This window comes from Pedobacter cryoconitis, assembly GCF_014207135.1.
Lineage (GTDB): Bacteria > Bacteroidota > Bacteroidia > Sphingobacteriales > Sphingobacteriaceae > Pedobacter > Pedobacter cryoconitis_D.
This window is the reverse complement of the sequence record NZ_JACHCC010000003.1, coordinates 284,701-302,584: the sequence shown is the minus strand read 5'-3', so window position 1 is coordinate 302,584 and position 17,884 is coordinate 284,701. Positions and strand designations below refer to the sequence as shown.

The 17,884-nt window shown below is 37.7% G+C and carries 16 protein-coding genes; 3 read left to right on the top strand and 13 right to left on the bottom strand.

Features of this window, described 5'->3' with window-relative positions:
* The first annotated feature begins 152 nt into the window (after window positions 1–152).
* Entirely contained in the window at window positions 153–1,628 is a 1,476-nt protein-coding gene (locus HDF25_RS06780; protein WP_184623975.1) for a tetratricopeptide repeat protein, read from the top strand.
* A gap of 3 nt (window positions 1,629–1,631) precedes the next feature.
* Here the strand turns inward: HDF25_RS06780 and HDF25_RS06775 are convergent, their stop codons facing one another.
* The 4 genes from HDF25_RS06775 to HDF25_RS06760 all read right to left on the bottom strand — a co-directional run bounded on the left by HDF25_RS06775 (window position 1,632) and on the right by HDF25_RS06760 (window position 7,136).
* Window positions 1,632–2,060 carry a hypothetical protein gene (locus HDF25_RS06775; RefSeq protein ID WP_184623974.1) on the bottom strand — a complete coding sequence of 143 codons (429 nt, stop codon included), beginning with the start codon at window positions 2,058–2,060 and terminating at the stop codon, window positions 1,632–1,634.
* A gap of 25 nt (window positions 2,061–2,085) precedes the next feature.
* On the bottom strand, window positions 2,086–3,522 hold the full coding sequence (dnaA, locus tag HDF25_RS06770) for a chromosomal replication initiator protein DnaA (protein ID WP_184623973.1): 1,437 nt from the start codon (window positions 3,520–3,522) through the stop codon (window positions 2,086–2,088).
* Window positions 3,523–3,894: 372 nt separating this feature from the next.
* Entirely contained in the window at window positions 3,895–4,920 is a 1,026-nt protein-coding gene (locus HDF25_RS06765) for a tetratricopeptide repeat protein (protein ID WP_184623972.1), read from the bottom strand.
* Between the two features lie 5 nt (window positions 4,921–4,925).
* A complete protein-coding gene (locus HDF25_RS06760; RefSeq protein WP_260409331.1) occupies window positions 4,926–7,136 on the bottom strand; it encodes a peptidase domain-containing ABC transporter in 2,211 nt (736 codons plus the stop codon).
* 147 nt (window positions 7,137–7,283) lie between these two features.
* Here HDF25_RS06760 and HDF25_RS06755 point away from each other — a divergent pair, with 147 nt between their 5' ends.
* Window positions 7,284–8,387, top strand: a complete 1,104-nt coding sequence (locus HDF25_RS06755; protein WP_184623971.1) for a sensor histidine kinase — start codon at window positions 7,284–7,286, stop codon at window positions 8,385–8,387.
* A 65-nt stretch (window positions 8,388–8,452) separates the two neighbouring features.
* Window positions 8,453–9,163, top strand: a complete 711-nt coding sequence (locus HDF25_RS06750) for a LytR/AlgR family response regulator transcription factor (protein ID WP_184623970.1) — start codon at window positions 8,453–8,455, stop codon at window positions 9,161–9,163.
* A gap of 1 nt (window position 9,164) precedes the next feature.
* Here HDF25_RS06750 and HDF25_RS06745 read toward each other — a convergent pair whose 3' ends face one another.
* From HDF25_RS06745 to HDF25_RS06705, 9 genes are all read right to left on the bottom strand, one after another.
* Window positions 9,165–9,647 carry a hypothetical protein gene (locus tag HDF25_RS06745; protein ID WP_184623969.1) on the bottom strand — a complete coding sequence of 161 codons (483 nt, stop codon included), beginning with the start codon at window positions 9,645–9,647 and terminating at the stop codon, window positions 9,165–9,167.
* Window positions 9,644–12,793 carry a lantibiotic dehydratase gene (locus HDF25_RS06740; protein WP_184623968.1) on the bottom strand — a complete coding sequence of 1,050 codons (3,150 nt, stop codon included), beginning with the start codon at window positions 12,791–12,793 and terminating at the stop codon, window positions 9,644–9,646. Before HDF25_RS06740 ends, HDF25_RS06745 begins: the two co-directional genes overlap by 4 nt.
* Entirely contained in the window at window positions 12,774–13,166 is a 393-nt protein-coding gene (locus HDF25_RS06735; protein ID WP_184623967.1) for a hypothetical protein, read from the bottom strand. The genes HDF25_RS06740 and HDF25_RS06735 overlap by 20 nt, the downstream gene beginning before the upstream one ends.
* 9 nt (window positions 13,167–13,175) lie before the next feature.
* Window positions 13,176–14,393, bottom strand: a complete 1,218-nt coding sequence (locus HDF25_RS06730) for a lanthionine synthetase LanC family protein (RefSeq protein WP_184623966.1) — start codon at window positions 14,391–14,393, stop codon at window positions 13,176–13,178.
* A 4-nt stretch (window positions 14,394–14,397) separates the two neighbouring features.
* On the bottom strand, window positions 14,398–16,827 hold the full coding sequence (locus tag HDF25_RS06725) for a TonB-dependent receptor domain-containing protein (protein WP_184623965.1): 2,430 nt from the start codon (window positions 16,825–16,827) through the stop codon (window positions 14,398–14,400).
* 135 nt (window positions 16,828–16,962) lie between these two features.
* Entirely contained in the window at window positions 16,963–17,124 is a 162-nt protein-coding gene (locus tag HDF25_RS06720) for a class I lanthipeptide (RefSeq protein WP_184623964.1), read from the bottom strand.
* Between the two features lie 97 nt (window positions 17,125–17,221).
* Window positions 17,222–17,383, bottom strand: a complete 162-nt coding sequence (locus HDF25_RS06715; RefSeq protein WP_184623963.1) for a class I lanthipeptide — start codon at window positions 17,381–17,383, stop codon at window positions 17,222–17,224.
* A gap of 15 nt (window positions 17,384–17,398) precedes the next feature.
* Entirely contained in the window at window positions 17,399–17,566 is a 168-nt protein-coding gene (locus tag HDF25_RS06710) for a class I lanthipeptide (RefSeq protein WP_184623962.1), read from the bottom strand.
* A 34-nt stretch (window positions 17,567–17,600) separates the two neighbouring features.
* Window positions 17,601–17,768 (bottom strand): class I lanthipeptide, encoded by a 168-nt coding sequence (locus HDF25_RS06705; protein ID WP_184623962.1) that lies wholly within the window; start codon window positions 17,766–17,768, stop codon window positions 17,601–17,603.
* Between the last annotated feature and the right edge of the window lie 116 nt (window positions 17,769–17,884).

The following is a 17,884-nucleotide window of genomic DNA, read 5'->3' as shown; positions in this document are numbered from 1 at the left end:
ATTAGCCAAAGATTAAACGATATAGCCCTAATAGTTATTATTTTTCGCTTTACAGAGAAATTCCGGCTCAAAAACTATTTTTAAGCAAATATGTGGATCTCCTTCCCTATTTTTAAAACGGCCTCTCATAATTGTAATTTAAACTAATACAAATGAAGACATTGATGAAACCGGCTATCGCATTTATATTGGTTTTATTCCTCTTTTCCTTTCGTCTGCAGGCGGCAGAAAACCTTCCTGATGAAATAAAAGCCGCCATACAGTCTCCTTCTCCAAAATCAGGGGCATTGATTGAAGCCCTGATTGTCAAATACGTGACAATGGATGATATAGGAAAAATAACAACAAATAAGGAGATCTTGATTGCTGCCATTTTAAAAAGTAAACTCCCTCAAAAAACATCCATCCAATATGAAATCGAGGCATTATATGCAAAGAGGTTTATGAAACTGGAAAAGGCAAAGTCCTATCTGGTCAGAGGGCTTAACAGCACCTCACCAAAGGATCTCCTGTATATCAGACTTTTCCAGCTGCTGGCCTTTGTGGAAACAGACCTCGAAAACCATATGGGTGCAATGGAAAGTTACATGATGGTAGATAAGTCTCTTAAACGCATCGGTGATACCATTGGTATGGTAAAAAACTATAACAATATCGCTGATCTTTATATTAAGAGTAGTCTGTATGATGAAGCTATAGTCTGTTTAAATACGGCTTACGCACTGGTTCTGCAACAGGGAAAAATACAGGTCCCACGATTACTTTATGAAAATAAAGCAATCGCCTATTTTCATTTAAACCAATTAGATTCCTTACAGTTTTATGTCAATAAGATCATCAGGAGAAAGGATAATTCCCTTGAAGATTCGCTGACGGTGCACCGGATGAAGTATATGGTTCTGATGCTGAAAAAAGATCCTTCTGCGATCAAAGAGATCAAAACTTTGATTGATAACCCAAAAGACTGGGACAAGCTATATACTTATGTCCATCTTGCAGATGCCTACCTTTTATTTAACCAGACCGAAAAGGCAAAAGAAATTATTTTAAAGTTACTGGCCTCTGATGACCTGAGAAATCTGGGTTATATGAGATCCAGATTATTCCATTTAATGGGTGACGCCTACCGGAAAGAAAACCAATTTGACCTGTCATCCCAATATTATAAAAAGGCTATTGTCCAGTCATCCTTAAATACGGAAAAGATGATGAAGACCGGAAGTATCCTGAGTCTTTTAAAATACGATGAAATCAAAGATAAATATGCCAGAGCTGAAGAAAACCTCAAAGTCAGACAGAATTATCTGATTTTATCCATCACAGGTGCAGCCATGATTATACTGACACTGATCTTTTTTTACAGATCCCTTAAAATTAAGAAAAAATATGATGAGCTCAAGTTCAGTAAACTGAATACAGAGCTCTCTTTTATTAATTCACATGAAGTGCGGCGTTATTTAAGTAACATCCTGGGAATAGTTTCTGTGATTAAAATCAGTGATGATAAAAGTCAGACCTATTTTGAGTTTGAAGATGCCTTGCATGAGTCTGCTGAGAACCTTGATATTTCTATCAAAAGCATTGCAGCAAAACTCAATACCAAGTCTTTTGATCAGCAGAAGGTTTAGAGGTTAAACCAGAACCTCAGTTTCGCTGTTCAGAACAACTTCTTCTTTCGGATTCAGACGGGCGTTAATTGCTTCAAACTGATTTCTTGCTTCAGGGTGTAAAGCCAGGATACCATTAACCTGGTCCACGCGTCCAGCCTCAATTTTAGCATTCAGCTCCAGTACATCCTTTTCAGAAAAAGTACCTTTTTCAAATTTAGCTGTCCAGTGTTTAACAAATCTGGCTAACTCCTGAGTCTCAATTTCACGGGTGACAGGTGACAAACTTTGCTTTAGCTGCGCAGCCTCATTCATCTCCTTTGTATAAAAAGGATTGAGGGCTTTGATGAAGGGAATGTTTTGGTTCTGTACTTTTCTGATCACACTTACCAGGTAAGGGATCGCAAGTATAACAATCAATGAGATTATTATAGTGTTTGCATTTAAATTCATGGTAAAGCTATATAGGTTTGGATTATTAGCTCATTTTCAATTTCTTCTGGATATCGGTTACATATCCTTTGAATTTCTTATCACTGTCAATCAGGTCTTCTACCGTTTGGCAGGCGTAAATTACCGTCGAGTGATCTCTGCCCCCATAAAATGCACCTATACTTTTCAATGAAGATTTGGTCAGGCTTTTCGACAGGTACATGGAAATCTGTCTGGCTTGTACAACTTCACGTTTGCGTGTCGGAGATTTTACCAGGTCAACTGCTACTTCAAAATATTCACAAACTAATTTCTGAATATATTCCATAGAAATTTCTTTGGAGGTATTCTTGATAAAGTTCTTCAGCATTGATTTAGCCAAAGCCAGATCAATTTCTTTTTTATTTAATGTTGCCTGTGCCAGTAATGAAACCATTGCTCCTTCCAGTTCACGGACGTTGTTATCAATATTATGTGCTACATATTCTACTACTTCTGCAGGTAAATCAATACCATCTGAAGCCATTTTCTTTCTCAGGATAGCAATCCTTGTTTCCAGATCAGGAATTTGTAAATCTGCAGAAAGTCCCCATTTGAAACGGCTTAACAAACGCTCTTCCAGACCAGATAAATCTTTAGGTGCTTTATCTGAAGTAATGATAATTTGTTTTCCGGACTGATGAAGGTGATTGAAAATATGGAAGAAGATATCCTGAGTTTTTTCTTTTCCGGCGAAATTGTGAATATCATCCATAATGATCACATCCATAGCCTGGTAAAAGTTCACAAAATCATTGATTGTATTATTTTTTAATGATTCCACGAACTGCTGACAGAATTTTTCGCAGGATACAAAAATAACCAGTTTATCTGGATAAGTACGTTTGATCTCATTTCCGATTGCCTGAGCCAGGTGGGTTTTACCCAATCCTACCGCACCATAAATCATTAAAGGATTGAATGATGTTGCTCCAGGTTTTGCGGCCACTGCGAAGCCCGCAGAGCGTGCTAAACGATTGCAGTCTCCCTCAATGTAGTTCTCTAAAGTATAATTAGAGTTCAGTTGTGGATCAACATTCAGTTTTTTCAGACCAGGAATCACAAAAGGATTTCTAAGATCCTTGCTGATTGGTGCCGGTGTTGGTAATGACTGCTGTTTAGCTGTAGACGTATTGCTGTTTGAAGGCATACTGGCAGCTATATATGGCGTATTACTTTTTGACGTTTTATTATCTACAACGATGTTATATTCCAGACGTCCGTCATCTCCTAATTCCTGTTTTACCGTTTTGCGTAACAAACCTACATAGTGCTCTTCCAGCCATTCATAAAAAAACAAACTTGGTACCTGTACAGTTAAAACGTTTCCTTCTAATTTTAATGCCGAGATCGGTTCAAACCAAGTTTTATAACTTTGATTTGGGATGTTAGCTTTAATAGTTTGAAGTGAATTATTCCACACTGTTGTACAAGTATTCTGCATAGTTATTTTATTGTTATTGGTAATGTTAATGGCCCTGAAAAAAGCTTCCTTCCTTTTTGGGATTGCGAAGATCTAGAAAATTACCAACAAAAAAACATAAACTTATACCCAGCAGTAAGCCACTAAAAAGCAATTATTTAGCCGATTTTTTTTGACCAGAATGTGGATAAGTATGGGTTACCAACAGGTGTTGTTAACTAAAGACATGTTAATAAACTCCAGGGTGATTTAACATGCGATTAATGCTAAAGTTATCAATCAGTTAGCGCCAGTTCCTGAAGCTAAGAATAAGATGTGGATAATGTGGATAGCCGGGATCTGATGAAATTGTCATGACATTTCATTCAGAAAGCGGATAATTATTAAAGACTGCTAAACCGCAGCCTTTAATAATATAGTACGTGCAAAGGCTATTTTAGCTGATTTCCCAAAAGCATCTTTCAGATACTTTCCTGCATAATCCTGAAGCTTTGCAATGGTTGCTGAATCATTCTCTTTAAAGTCGGTATTTATCCCTTTGGCCACTTCCTCCAGCAGGTTTATTTTCAGGCTATCGTAATAGGAGGATACTTCATTATCTCCAAAAAAGGATTTAAGATTATCAAAATAGGCTGCTTCCCCTTCATTAAAATAAGATGATTTAACAAACATCCAGTTATATAAGATAACCCTGTTGTAAACATCAGCCGGCATCTCCGCTAAAAAGAGTTTAAAATAACGGGAATAAAAATATTCATTATTGAATTTCGGATCATACATTAAAACGGTATTCAACGCTACAAGCTGATTGAATACACTATCCAGGGTATTTTCCTGCACCATACGTACATCCTGTACCAGTTTGTAATCCCAGTCTTCAATAATCAATCCCTCCGCTTTACCGGAATAGAGGAAAACAATAGCATTCTTTAATAAATCGGCTGCCGATTCCAGATCGCCCATTTTATGATAGATCCTGGCAATATTCTGGATCTGTTCAATTCTTCTGAATATTAAGATCGGATATCCGTTTCTTTCTAATTCAGCACTTATATAGAGTCCTTTTTTTAATAAAGCTATAGCTTCTTCCCAGCGTCCAACTTTATAATAATAGTTTCCCCAGGCGGACAGTTTAAACAATCTGGGCAGTACCTGCTGTTCAGGTAAATTGTCCAGAAGCGTATCCGCCTCATCCAGTAGACGTTCTGAGGTTGCAAAATCATCCTTTCTACAGGCAATAACTGCATTCAGATAAATATCAATTGACCGGTGTGTCTGCGAACCGGAGCTATTCTCCTTGTCCTGTTGTCCCAGCAAAAAGCTGAATATTCCATTAAACTCCCTGGATGTCTGGTTAGCAGCATCATTATCAGGGCTGGTGTTTGTCAAAAAGCCGATAAAATCATTTAATGTTTCCATAATTATTAATTTCCTAGTTCCAACTGATTCTTAATTAATTTATAGTAATACCCCTTTTGGTTAACCAGAGCAACATGAGTACCCTGCTCGGCTACTGCTCCATTATCCAATACAATAATATGATCTGCATTTTTCACCGTACTTAGACGGTGAGCTACAATTACAACTGTTTTACCTTGTAAGAATGTATTCAACCGCTCTATAATGATCTTCTCGTTAGAAGCATCTAATGCACTTGTCGCTTCATCCAGAAAAATATACTCAGGATTCTTATAGACCATACGCGCAATTAGTATCCGCTGCCGCTGTCCACCGCTGATCCCTTTTCCATCATCACCTATCTTAGTCTGAAATCCGAGAGGCTGGCTGGCGATATAATCCTGGAGGTTTGCAATATGAATAGCCCTTTGCAGACTTTCCACACTCAGATTCTCCTTATTGAGCGCAATATTATTGGCTATCGTATCTGAGAATATATAACCGTCCTGCAAAACAACCCCGCAGTGTTGTCTCCAGAAATCCGGGCTCAGATTCTCAAATGAATTATTCTCCATGATGATCTCCCCTTCAGTTGGTTTACAGATCCGCAGCATTAACTTCAGCAACGTAGTTTTTCCACTTCCGCTCGCCCCTACAATCGCCGTGGTCTTGCCTGATTGGATCGTTAAATTCAGATGATTAATAGTGACCTTATTACCAGCACCCGGATAAACAAAACTTACATCTTTGAAAAGCAGGCTCCTGTCTTCAGGTAATGCGTTAATATAACTGTAACGGGGATCCTCCTCTTCCTCTAAAACCTGTATCTGTCCCAAACGTTCCATACTGATCTTTGCCTCCTGGTAAGTCTGAATAAACGTCGCCATCTGTGCAATCGGGTTATTCATTTGTCCTACGATAAACTGTATAGCCATCATATCTCCCAGGGTCATTTCATTCTTAATGACCAGCCTGGCTGCCAGGAAAAGAATAAATATGTTTTTTGCCTGATTAATAAATGCCGAGCCGATCTGCTGATACTGACTTAATGATAAAGTCTGGATGTTAAATCTGAATAATCTGGCCTGAAGCTCTTCCCATTCCCAGATTTTCTGTGTACCGCAGTTATTGATTTTAATTTCACAAATCCCATTCAGCAGCTCCATGGTCTTAGACCTGTTCTGAGAAGTAATTTCAAATCTTTTAAAATCAAGTTTCTCCCTTTTTGCCAGGAAAAGTGAAAGCCAGGCGAAATACAATATGCTACCTCCTATAAACACAGCACATATCACCGGGTTATAGGCAAATAAGACAATGCTGAACACTATAAATGTAACAGCCGAGAAAAGCGTGTTCAATGAAGCGCCGCTCAAAAGGTTCTCAATCCGCTTATGATCTTCGATCCTCTGCAGAATATCACCGTTTAGCTTACTATCAAAAAAGGTCAGTGGTAAACGGAAAAGTTTATGAAGAAATGAAGACAATACCTCCACATTGACCCTCGATGTAATATGCAATACAATCCAGCCTCTTATAAATTCAACAGAGGTTTGTCCCATTACAATAAATAACTGTCCCAGCAGGATTGCATAAATAATATTCAGGTTCTGACCCTTTACCCCCATATCGACCAGGGCTTTGGTCAAAAACGGGAGAATAAGCTGGATAAGTGCCCCGGCAAGTAATCCGGCAAACAATTGCCTGATTAGAGATTTATATTGCATCAGATGCTTCAGTAAATAGCCGATACCATTTACCGCCACTTTCTGATCTTCTTCCTGATCATAAAAAGTAGTTGTCGGTTTAACCAGCAATACGATACCTGCGGGCTCATTTTGTATTTTCGTATAAGCCCAGTTGTTTAGAAACTCTTCTTTGGTATAAGACTGGAGACCGCTACCCGGATCTGAGATATATACCTTTTTCTCGTTCATTTTATATAATACTACAAAATGATTTTTCCGCCAGTGAACAATACAGGGCAGCACGGGCCTGACTTGTAATTTCTCATAGGTCATATTACCACCTACAGTATGTAAACCTAAATTCTCGGCCGCCTTGCTTATGCCTAATAAGGATACCCCCGTTTTACCTATCTGACTTAAACCACGTATCTTTTCCAGATCAAAAAATTTCCCATAAAATTTGCTGATAATCTTTAAACACGTTGGTCCGCAGTCCATCATATCATGCTGCTTATAGTGAGGGAAACGCAGTGCTTTTACTTGGTTCATCATTATTTCTATAGTTAAAGTTTTATAGTTACCATATTAAGATGACTCGAAATCATCATTTGTATTACAAATAAAAGGAGTACTTTAGGCCTACAGAATTAAATTCGACCAACCCATTACTTTTAATGACCAAAAGCAATTAACGCTGCAATGAGGCTAAAAAACTATCTTTCCGGAATCACAAAAATAGACTGGAATAAAACGCATTCTACCCGTACAAAAGTCGTATTACACCTCCTGATGTGGACTTTTTTGTCCATTTTATACTTTAACGGATACAACAGATTTGATAAAAAATTAGGCTGGATGTTCGTCATAAAAGACCTGGCCAGTGTAATGACTATTTTTTATGCCGTATCTTATTATGTACTCCCCAATTTGTTGTTCAAAGGCAAGATTATACTAACCGTCATCTCGGGTCTGCTATGTTATGTACTGTACGGAAGTTTAACCTATTTCCTTTGTCTTATTATCGATTCAAACTTCAACCAGACGCCCAGACTGCATTCTTATGTAATGACCATATTAAGTCATGGTATAACGGGTATTCTGAGTTGGTGGGCAGTATCTTTCTATTTCCTTGACTTTCTTTACCTGATCGCCCCTCCTCTGGCTCTCAAACTCATCAAGTTAATTGCAGATCAGAGTAATAAGCGGATCAGTCTGGAAAGGGACAATCTGAACCTGGAGATCAATTTTCTGAAAGCCCAGATAAACCCCCATTTCTTATTTAATACCATGAATAATATTTACAGAATGGTCAATAAGCAGGACCCTAAGACCGGGCCAATGGTTCTGCACTTTGCAGATCTGATGAGGTATACTTTATATGAGTCTAATGTCGACCGGATATTATTGTCCAGGGAAGTGGAATTCATCAATGATTATCTCGAACTGGAACGCATCAGGTACGGAAATGATGTAAGTATCAAAACTGATTTTCAGGAAGACTTTGAGCGTATGATGATTGTTCCCCTGATCCTTTTCCCATTTATTGAGAATGCGTTTAAACATGGTATTGATGCTACAGTTGAATCATCCTGGGTAGAGATATCTATCCGGACTGTGGACAATTATCTGCACTTCAATGTAAATAACAGTGTATGCAACGTCCATCCTTCTGAAGATTTCGGAGGGGTTGGTGTCGCTAATGTCAAAAAAAGACTGAACATCCATTATGCTGGTAAATACAAATTAACTAATCAGATTGAAAATGGAATTTACAAAGTAAATCTTCAGTTACCTTTAAGTTGATCCTATTGGTATTATGATCATAATACCATATATTGTACTGTTAAATCAAACTCTCAAAGATTAAAATGACCATCAAATGCCTAATTATTGACGATGAGCCTCTTGCCAGAGAGACCATCGAGGATTATATCAGCAAAATCCCGACACTTGAACTTGTAGCCAGCTGTAAACATGTTTTCGACGCGCTGGAACATATGCAGAATGACACTATAGACCTGTTATTCTCTGATATTCATATGCCCGAAGTAAATGGAATTGAGTTCATCAGGTCTCTGCAACACCCGCCTTATGTAATCTTCATTTCAGCCTATCCCAATTATGCAGTTGACGGCTTTGATCTCGATGCACTGGATTACATAGTTAAGCCATTCCCTTTCGAAAGATTCCTAAGATCGGTTAACAAAGCTTCCAAGGTAATTTTTCAGAAAGCCAAAGTAGTTGATGTGCCCAAAAACCAGCATCTTTTTGTGAAAGACGGACATAAATTACATCGTGTCATGTTTGATGAAATTTGCTATGTGGAAGGAATGAAGGATTATGTAAAACTGGTCCTCAAAGACAGAACGATCGTCACGCACCTGACCATGAAACGCATAGAAGACCAGTTACCGGAAGATAAATTTATCCGTATACAAAAATCCTTCATTATCAAAAAAGACGAAATCAAATCATTTAATGGAAATGAGATTGACTTATATACACTGAAGGAAAAAATCCCTATTGGCAAACTTTACAAGGAAGCCCTGATGAAACAATTTGGTCTCAATCCTGACTAAATCATTGCAGCATTGATTTCATTAAGGTCTTGCGTTCACCTTCTACAATAATTTTTCCGGCAATAGATTCAATTTCGGGTAATTTGCCAGCTAGTATTTTTGCGGAAGCCTCATTTAATCTGACCACATAAGAAATCTTCCCGTTTTTTATAGGCGGAATGATGTTTTGCAATGTTCCGGTTAAATTGATCCTATCCTGGATGTCATTGTCCAACGGAATTTCAATTTGCAGGTTTTTAGCTTTTTTCAGGTTTCCAAGCTGACCTGCATCTATCGTACCTTTGACCAGATATTCGTGTTTAGCCTGACCATATAATACAACAGGCAAAATATGTTGCTTAGGTACTACAAGCACTGCAGATACCAGTACAAAACCAGCTATAATCAATAGCAGGAATGTGCCACCGACCCGGTTGACCCAGTGTGGCGGATGGCCGATTATTTCGTTGATTTCTGCTGAAAAAAGTGGGCGGTCTGTCATCATGATACAAGAGAATTAACTGGTGAATGTTTTCTGCGTGCAATTAAAGAAGCATAGTATTTTGCCAGATGATGATAAACAACAAGTTCATGCAATCTTTGATTTGCGATAAAAATTCTATTCAAAAACATATGGATATAACTAGGCAAAAGTTGTCTGTAAATCAGATTGAGTTCATCTTCAGAAGAGCCTGCAGCTAAAGATTGTTTAAAATCCCCGAGCGCATTTTGATTAAGTACCGAACGCAGATCAAATAACTGAACAGCCTCGGCAATTTCTTCCTCATCATTTTCAGGGTTCATAAATAAGTTCAATTCATTAGTTATGGCCCTGTATTTATCATTCAATTGAGAATTCAATTGTTTGTTTCCATTAAATTCATCAAAGAAGGAAGAAAACAAACTTTCCATCATTTTCTGTCTTTGTTCTGCCGGTAGGTTAAAATCGCCAAGCAATTGTTCAACCCCCCTCATCGCAAACAACCACCTGTACCTTTCTCCTTCCTCTCCCTCAATCAGGTTTAGAAAATTGATAACTGCTGTACTATCGTTATAAAAGATGGTTTCACTAAGCTCCATAGTCCTCTCTCCATAACGTTCAATCTCGCGCTCATAAGTATCATATTGTATCTTACATACAATCCTTTGATGTGATAAGAGTTCCAGGGCTTCCTGGATCCTGTTAATTATATCAGCGGTAACCGCAGCATTCTTTTCATGTAAAAATCTCATCCTGATATGGCCTTCGGGATCATAATATCTGATAAAAAACCATTTCCGTAATAATCCCTCTTCTTCCAGTGCCGTGACTACTGGTAACAGATACTCCGTCAGAATAGTATCCGCCCATTTCGAGCCACAATATATCTTGACATATGTCCATTCACTTCCCAGAGGGAAAGAATGAGAGATTAAACTTTTATCCTCTGAAAACACTGGTTTTTTAAACAGCTGCTGCGCTTTGGTTTGAAAAGGAATAACCAGCTCATTCAGATAATTTGTCTGCTGTTTACCGGCAATCAGCAAGCTATCCTGATCATGTAAAAACTCATATAATATAGCGTCTTTCTTTTTCAAATGCTGAACCAGAATTGGCATCACCAGCGGGCAGTCAAAATCAAGCAGCAACTCATTGTCCCCTTCAGCTAATACTAATCTGGATGGCAGTTTGTATTTACTTCTGAACGCCTCTGTTTCTTCAACAGATTTCAAGTCTTTGATCTCCTGATAAACAGACGATTCCAGTCTCCATCTGGCCCTTGAAAGGATAATATGCTTATACTCAATCCGGGGCAGAAAACTTTGCTGACTCAGCACATCCCAGTCCCATAAAACAGAGAAAGAATTACCCTGTCCCTGTAAATCACAAAGAAATTTATAAACAGAAATACCGTTACTATAATTGTGCGCAGAGCTCAGTCTTGGTATAATAACCCTATTGAGCCTTTTAGAGCGTAGTACAATCTTGTCATGTTTAACAGATACCATTAAATCTGTTACAGGAATCTGATGATCAGCATCGGCAGAAGAATTTCCCAGAAATGGAATTTCATAAGGTCTTATCCTTGGCCTTTGCAGAATATTCCCAATTCTCGCTTCAGGAAGATGAATTACTTCGGCTAAGATAGCCTCTCCGTAAGCCTCCTGTTCTACTATAGCACATTCCTCCAGCTTCAGTTTCAACGCGTCTACAGAGGAAGCAAACCTGCCTAATAAAGGAATAGCTGATGATCCCCCACAGGCCGATAAATTAAATTTAAAATCTCCCTGATCAATTGCTGCATTATTTGCAGCTACAAAACTCCCGACACTGTAAAAAGTTGGAGGAAGATTATTTTCAGCATCTCCCAATACCTGCAGTTCTTCGGCAGTAATGGTCATTTTATCACTCTGGGTCTGCTGACTGTCATGGAACTTTTTAAACACCAGTTGTTTGAAAGCAGTCCATCCTACTTTACCAGCTGTTTTTTTAGCAGGTAAAATCAGGCCATCCACCAGAGGAGTATAGTTTGTATTTGCACCACTAAAGTTTGAATACCCAATTCCGGCTTCAGTATCCAAAGCCTCTAACAATGGGATTTCCTTATCTTCATATCTTGCGCTAAATTTCTCCCTGAAAGTTTTCAGATCAGCCGGTCCTGAAGTTTTAATCAGTCCGCTCAACTCACTCAACTCGTTGGCCAGAATATTTACACTTTGCTTATTCAGCGTATTTTCTGACATTCCGATTTCCAGATCTGTCTGTACCAGATCCTTACTTTTTGCGTACGGAAAGTCTTCCAGGATAATTTCTTCAATATCTTTACACGACTGAATCAAGTTTTCTTTCTTTCTCAGAATAGTGTTGATCTTAAGTAATCCCGGAAGTTTGGGATTGTCCTTATCCAGACTTTCCAGCTTATCCAGTATCACATCAAAAAATTCATGTCCTGTAACTGTAGGTTCAAGCTCCGAAACAATCAGCTGGCTGTCAATTACCTGATCTAAAAAATCAAGGGCAACTTCCATCGTCAACGGCAGCGCCACTAAAGCATTTAATATCTCATCATATTTCGCGCCGCCTGTTACGCTATTCAATATACTGTCAACATATCTGGAAGATTTAATGGAGATCAAAAAATAATCCCTTTTTTTATTTCTCAGTTTATATTCATAATAACGATAGGTATTATCAGTCTTATAAAGACTATTATTCGCATAAAATGTCAGCTTAACTTTCAGCTCCGGCTGACGGGCCAGCGCCGAAGCGATCTCCGCAACATAGTTCATGTCCAGACGACTATGCTTGATGGTTTTATTTTTCAATTTCCAGGCTGTATTCTCATCAGATACCTTTCCCATACTGAAACCCGCGAACAATCCATAGGGTGTACATCTGGAACTCATCCTCAGTACATACTTATATAAGGTTAACATTAGTCTTTCGTTCTTTACCTGCGGGTTTTCCAGCCATTTTAATAACTCCTGGTAAAGCTCAGGGCTAGCCAGGAAAATAGAATCCTGAAGATCGGCAGACTGATAGATATCAAAGATTGCTTTTACTAAACTATCTGAATCAACTGTTTTATTCAAAGCGAACAAACTATCGATAGATAATGCCGGCATTCTCAGTAAATAAAAATCAAAAGGGTTAATTTTTGTTTTCAGCATGGTTTATTCGTTTATTGGTTATTTCATAAAAAACCTTGTCGACACAGCGGTTAAATTTCTCATAAGATACGGGTTTGTAAAGTACATTATCTACCAGGGTCAGGTTATAATCGCCCAACTGATCAATCGTATAAGCCGTAACTAATACAATGGAACTATTACTGGTAAAAAGCTCTTCTACATCTTTTTTAACATTTCCCCTTATCTTAATATCCATAAACATCAGATCGACCTCTTTATCTTTAAAGTTATTAAAGTCGTTCACATTATTAAATTTTTCTAAAAGAATTAAATCATCTCTTTTATAAATATAGTCCTGTAGAAGCTCTTGCGCTAACGGCTCATCTTCTATGATTATGCAAGTTAGTATCATAATTATTGACTAAGGTGTCCATGTAAACTCATTGATTGAAAGCTCTCCGTCTGATAAGTATTGCATCAATACCAAACCTATTCCGGCTAAACCAAAACTAAATCCCAGCTGTCCCTCAGGATATTTTTTAAAGAAGTGAGAATTGAAACCTAAATATTCGGTTTCATTTTTTTTCATTTCACTGATCTGATCAAGCCAGTAAACTGCTGCCTTTTTAAAAGCCTCGATACCGGTTAACTGAAAAATACGGTTATACAATATGTAGGGAGAACTAACGCCATATTTAATTGAAGCATCCATCAGTGAAGTATTCTCTATTCTATGTTTTCCTATAGTATCCTTCGCCACATCTATTCCAAATGCCAGATAGTCGGCATCTTCCAGGATTTTAGCAGTTTTAATAATAATATAAGCAGTACTCAAATCACCATAAACAATACAATGGTTCCGGCTGTCTATATCCCTTCCCAGCCAGAGCGGAAAATTTGAATCAGACAGATTGGGATCAGCTCTGTTCAATAACAGAAAACGCAATGCATAGTACATCAGCTCCTCGCATTTTTCTTTTTCAATTCCCTTCTCATGAATTGAACACAGGAAGTTTAAAATCATCCCGTTTCCATGAGATAAACCAGTATAGACTCTGGGTTCTTCAAAATAATGAGTCGTCCAGTAATATCCTGTTTCTTTATCTCCTTCTCTTGCCTGATAAATGGCTTCTAAAATATTAACTGCTGCATTCAACAAGAGTGGTGAATGATCAATTCTCCTATATAAATAAGAACTGACGCTTAATGCCCCATTTCCAAGTCCAAAATTCCGTTTCTCAATTGTACTTTGAATTCTGTCAGCAATCAGCGTATCAAATTCATCGTAAGCAAACCCTGTGTCATCATTTAAATGACCATTTTCTTCCAGATACCCTATTAATGTCCCAAACTCAGCCAGATCAATAAAATAGTTTGACAAAACAGTTTTGTATTCACCCGGGCTCAAAGACTGTAAAGATGCCATCAAAAGCTTCTCGGCAATAGCATAATATTCATCATTTCCAGTTAATTTACCATAATGACAGTTTAGTAGTATTGCTCCTCCCTTACCCGTTCCTATTCCAAAATTGGGCAGTTGAGTATCGGCAGTTGAATTTACCTTGGTTACAATATCAAGCAACAGCTTTTCAGTCTGTGGCTGAGTTAATTGGCGCTCATATTTATCTAATAATTCCATAGCATTAAAGCTTTAATCTGTTCAATTCATTTGTATTTCCGGCGGCTTGTATTTTAGCCCGTTTTTTTTCTTCGTCCTGTCCGAAACTGTATCTGAAGCTTAAGCGGACCCTACGGGTATCCCCTCTGTTAATTCCCTCTGTAACGATTGGAACAATATTAGTCGTAGCAAAGAGGTTGTTTTTATAGAAAATATCTGAAACATCAAGTTTAAGGGATGCCTTATCCTTAAGAAGTGATTTCTTTATACCAGCACTAACATTAGAATATGCTCTGAAGCTATATATTCCGCTGATGCTGGGTGAATTATAATAAGCAGATACCTCAGCTGAAAGTCCATTTCCGAAAGTGAAAGTACTTAAGGTATTGAGTGTATAATAAGTCTTATTTCTTGTGATCACCTCATGCTGATCAAATGGTGAAGGATATTTTAATTCCTTTCTGAATAATGAAGCACGGTTACTTGTAGTCCACCAGGAAGTTATTTTCACTGGTACAGACAAACTCGCACTGACCAGGTGTTGTGTTAAAAAGTTGCTTTGTGTTTCAATAAATCTCAATGTACTCTGGTCATAGAACAACACATCGGCTATAGCATCAGAAGTTCTGGTATAAGCCAGACGCAGGCTATACTTTTTATAAAGGTGGTTCCATGAGAAAGTCTGGGCATACTCTGGTCTCAGGTATGCATTTCCCCTGCTGGAAGTATAGTTATCAATGAATAGCTCATAAGGTATCAGGTTATCATATGATGGCCTGTTTATATTTCTGGCATAAGAGAGGGATGAACTATAGTTTTTTGTCACCTTATAATCTGCTCTTAAATTCGGAAACAGGTTGAAATAACTGGAGTCAATCCCCCCTGTAACTTTATAAGAACTCTGCTCTGCTCTTAGGCCTGCCTGTAAGGATAGCTTCCCAAACTTATGATTGATATTCAGATAACCGGCATATATTTTTTCCTGATATCCCAGGTTACTTAATACATTATTATTTTCTGTCCAGGTCCCATTTTGATACACTTCCATAAACTGATTACTATGATTATCAGTTAAAGTATATTTAAGTCCGGCTTCTACTTTTGTCGAATTTTTAAAGATTTTGGTATAATCGGCTGTTCCGGTATAAATATCATACTTGGCCGGTGCATTATTTCTAAATTGTGAATGAGAAATATCACCTGTATTTTCATCAATTGTAGTTTGATTAAACTCTTGCTTTTTACCGCTGGTATATCTTGCATAATTAGCCGTAGCTAATAAATTGGATCCTAAAGAATCCAGGTTAGCCTTGTAAAAGAGATTATAGTTAGAAAAACCCACCTCCAGCAAAACATCGTTGAATGTATTACTTGTCAATCTGCTTTGCTGATCATTAATTACTGCGTCCAGGTTTCCGGAGCCTCTCAGACTTACCTTCATCAGGTTGACATCCAAGCCAATATTATTGTTTTTATTCAATTCATAATTAACACTCCCATTCAGACTTTTGTCAATCATACTGCCTGATGACAAATCCATTTTCTGACTAAAGTCACCTACTTTTGTCTGTCCGTTATATAAATCCCTGTTAGAGAACCCACGTTCAATATGACCGGTTTTATTGTAGGCAGCTGAAACACTGAAATCCAGTTTTTTAGTACTTGTTCTAAAGTCGGCAGCTCCACCTCCACTGGTCCTGTATCCCTGTGCGACATTGCCACTCACATTGGCAGTCCAACCCATTGCTGAACTTCTTTTGGTATATATTTCGATCACCCCTCCCGATGCACTGGCATCATATTTTGAAGAAGGGTTTGTAATAAATTCAATTCTTTCAATTTGCTCTCCAGGTAATGACCCGAGAACACTCTCTAATGTAGCATTAGGTAATTTCTTGCCATTCAGCAAGATCAGAACATTCGACTTACCCTCCATACTTAACTTTCCATTGATTAACTGAACAGAAGGTGCCATAGCCAATATATTGTAGGCACTGTTGCCACTGGCTAATACACTACCCTGTACATTCATGATCAGACGGTCAGTTTTTTGCTGGATAAGTGGTTTTCTTGCGGCTATAGTAACTCCGCTTAAGGTTTGCCGGTCATCATGCAGAACGATTTCAGCCAGGTCAACCGATGGGTTCTGACTAAAATTAATTGCCTGGTTAAATGAAATAAATCCCACACTGGATATAGTCAGCTCTGCGGATGTACCCTTGATATTCTGAATGATAAATTCTCCTGAATTATTACTCAGAACATTTCTTTTCAATACAGAATCTGTAGTTTTTATTTTCAATCCTATTGTTGCAAATGGTATAGGTGCTTTATGCTCGTCTACCACTTTTCCTTTAATACTATTTTGAGCAAAACATTGATAAAATGATAAAAACAATAAACTTATGACTAAAAGCATCCTGATCATTATATAGTTCCCCGTTAAGTACCTCATATCGTATATTTTAATAAGTAATTTTTTATATTTTATGGTGATAGCTGCTCTTTTCTTTACTGATTGATTTTTGTCAGGAAAAACACATAAGGGGCGCTGGTCAAAACGCTCCCTTATGTATTATTTTCAGACTGACTAAGACTCTAATTCCTGAGCAGCACATGAGTTATTTCCTGTGATACAAGAAACTTCTCTTTCAGCAGCTCCACCTTCTAATTCTTTCAATTGATCATCATTCAGTTTTGAAATGATTTCTTTGTCTAATTGTACTTTTTCTGATAGATTTACTTTTTTCATCTTGTTTAATTTTAATGGTTTTAGATTTTTTTAATCATTTGGTTAAACATAAATGGCGATAGTCATCAAACAAAACACCTTTATGTTTTAACTCAGTTTAGGATTCGTCCGGTACTTGATAAACACAGGAAGTAGTACCGGTTATACAAGACAAGGAAGTAGTCTGGCCTCCTTCGAGTTCTTTCAACTGATCATCATTCAATTTTGAAATGATTTCTCTGTCCAGCTGTATCCTGTCCGAGAGATTTACCTTTTTCATAGCGGTTGGCTAAGATTAAGATTCAGCCTCGATTGTTTTAGTAGCGCAAGAGTTATTTCCTGTAACACAAGAAACTTCTCTTTCAGCAGCACCACCTTCTAGTTCTTTCAATTGATCATCACTTAGTTTAGAAATGATTTCTTTGTCTAATTGTACTTTTTCTGATAAGTTTACCTTTTTCATCTTGTTGAATTTTAATGGTTAGAAATTGTTTTGATTAACTTTCTGCTTCGATTGTTTTAGTAGCACAAGAGTTATTTCCAGTAACACAAGAAACTTCTCTTTCAGCAGCACCACCTTCTAGTTCTTTCAATTGATCATCACTTAGTTTAGAAATGATTTCTTTGTCTAACTGTACTTTTTCTGATAGATTTACCTTTTTCATCTTGTTGAATTTTAATGGTTAAAAATTGTTTTGACTAGCTTTCTGCTTCAATTGTTTTGCTTGCACAAGAGTTGTTTCCTCCGATACATGAAAGCTCTCTTTCAGCAGCTCCGCCT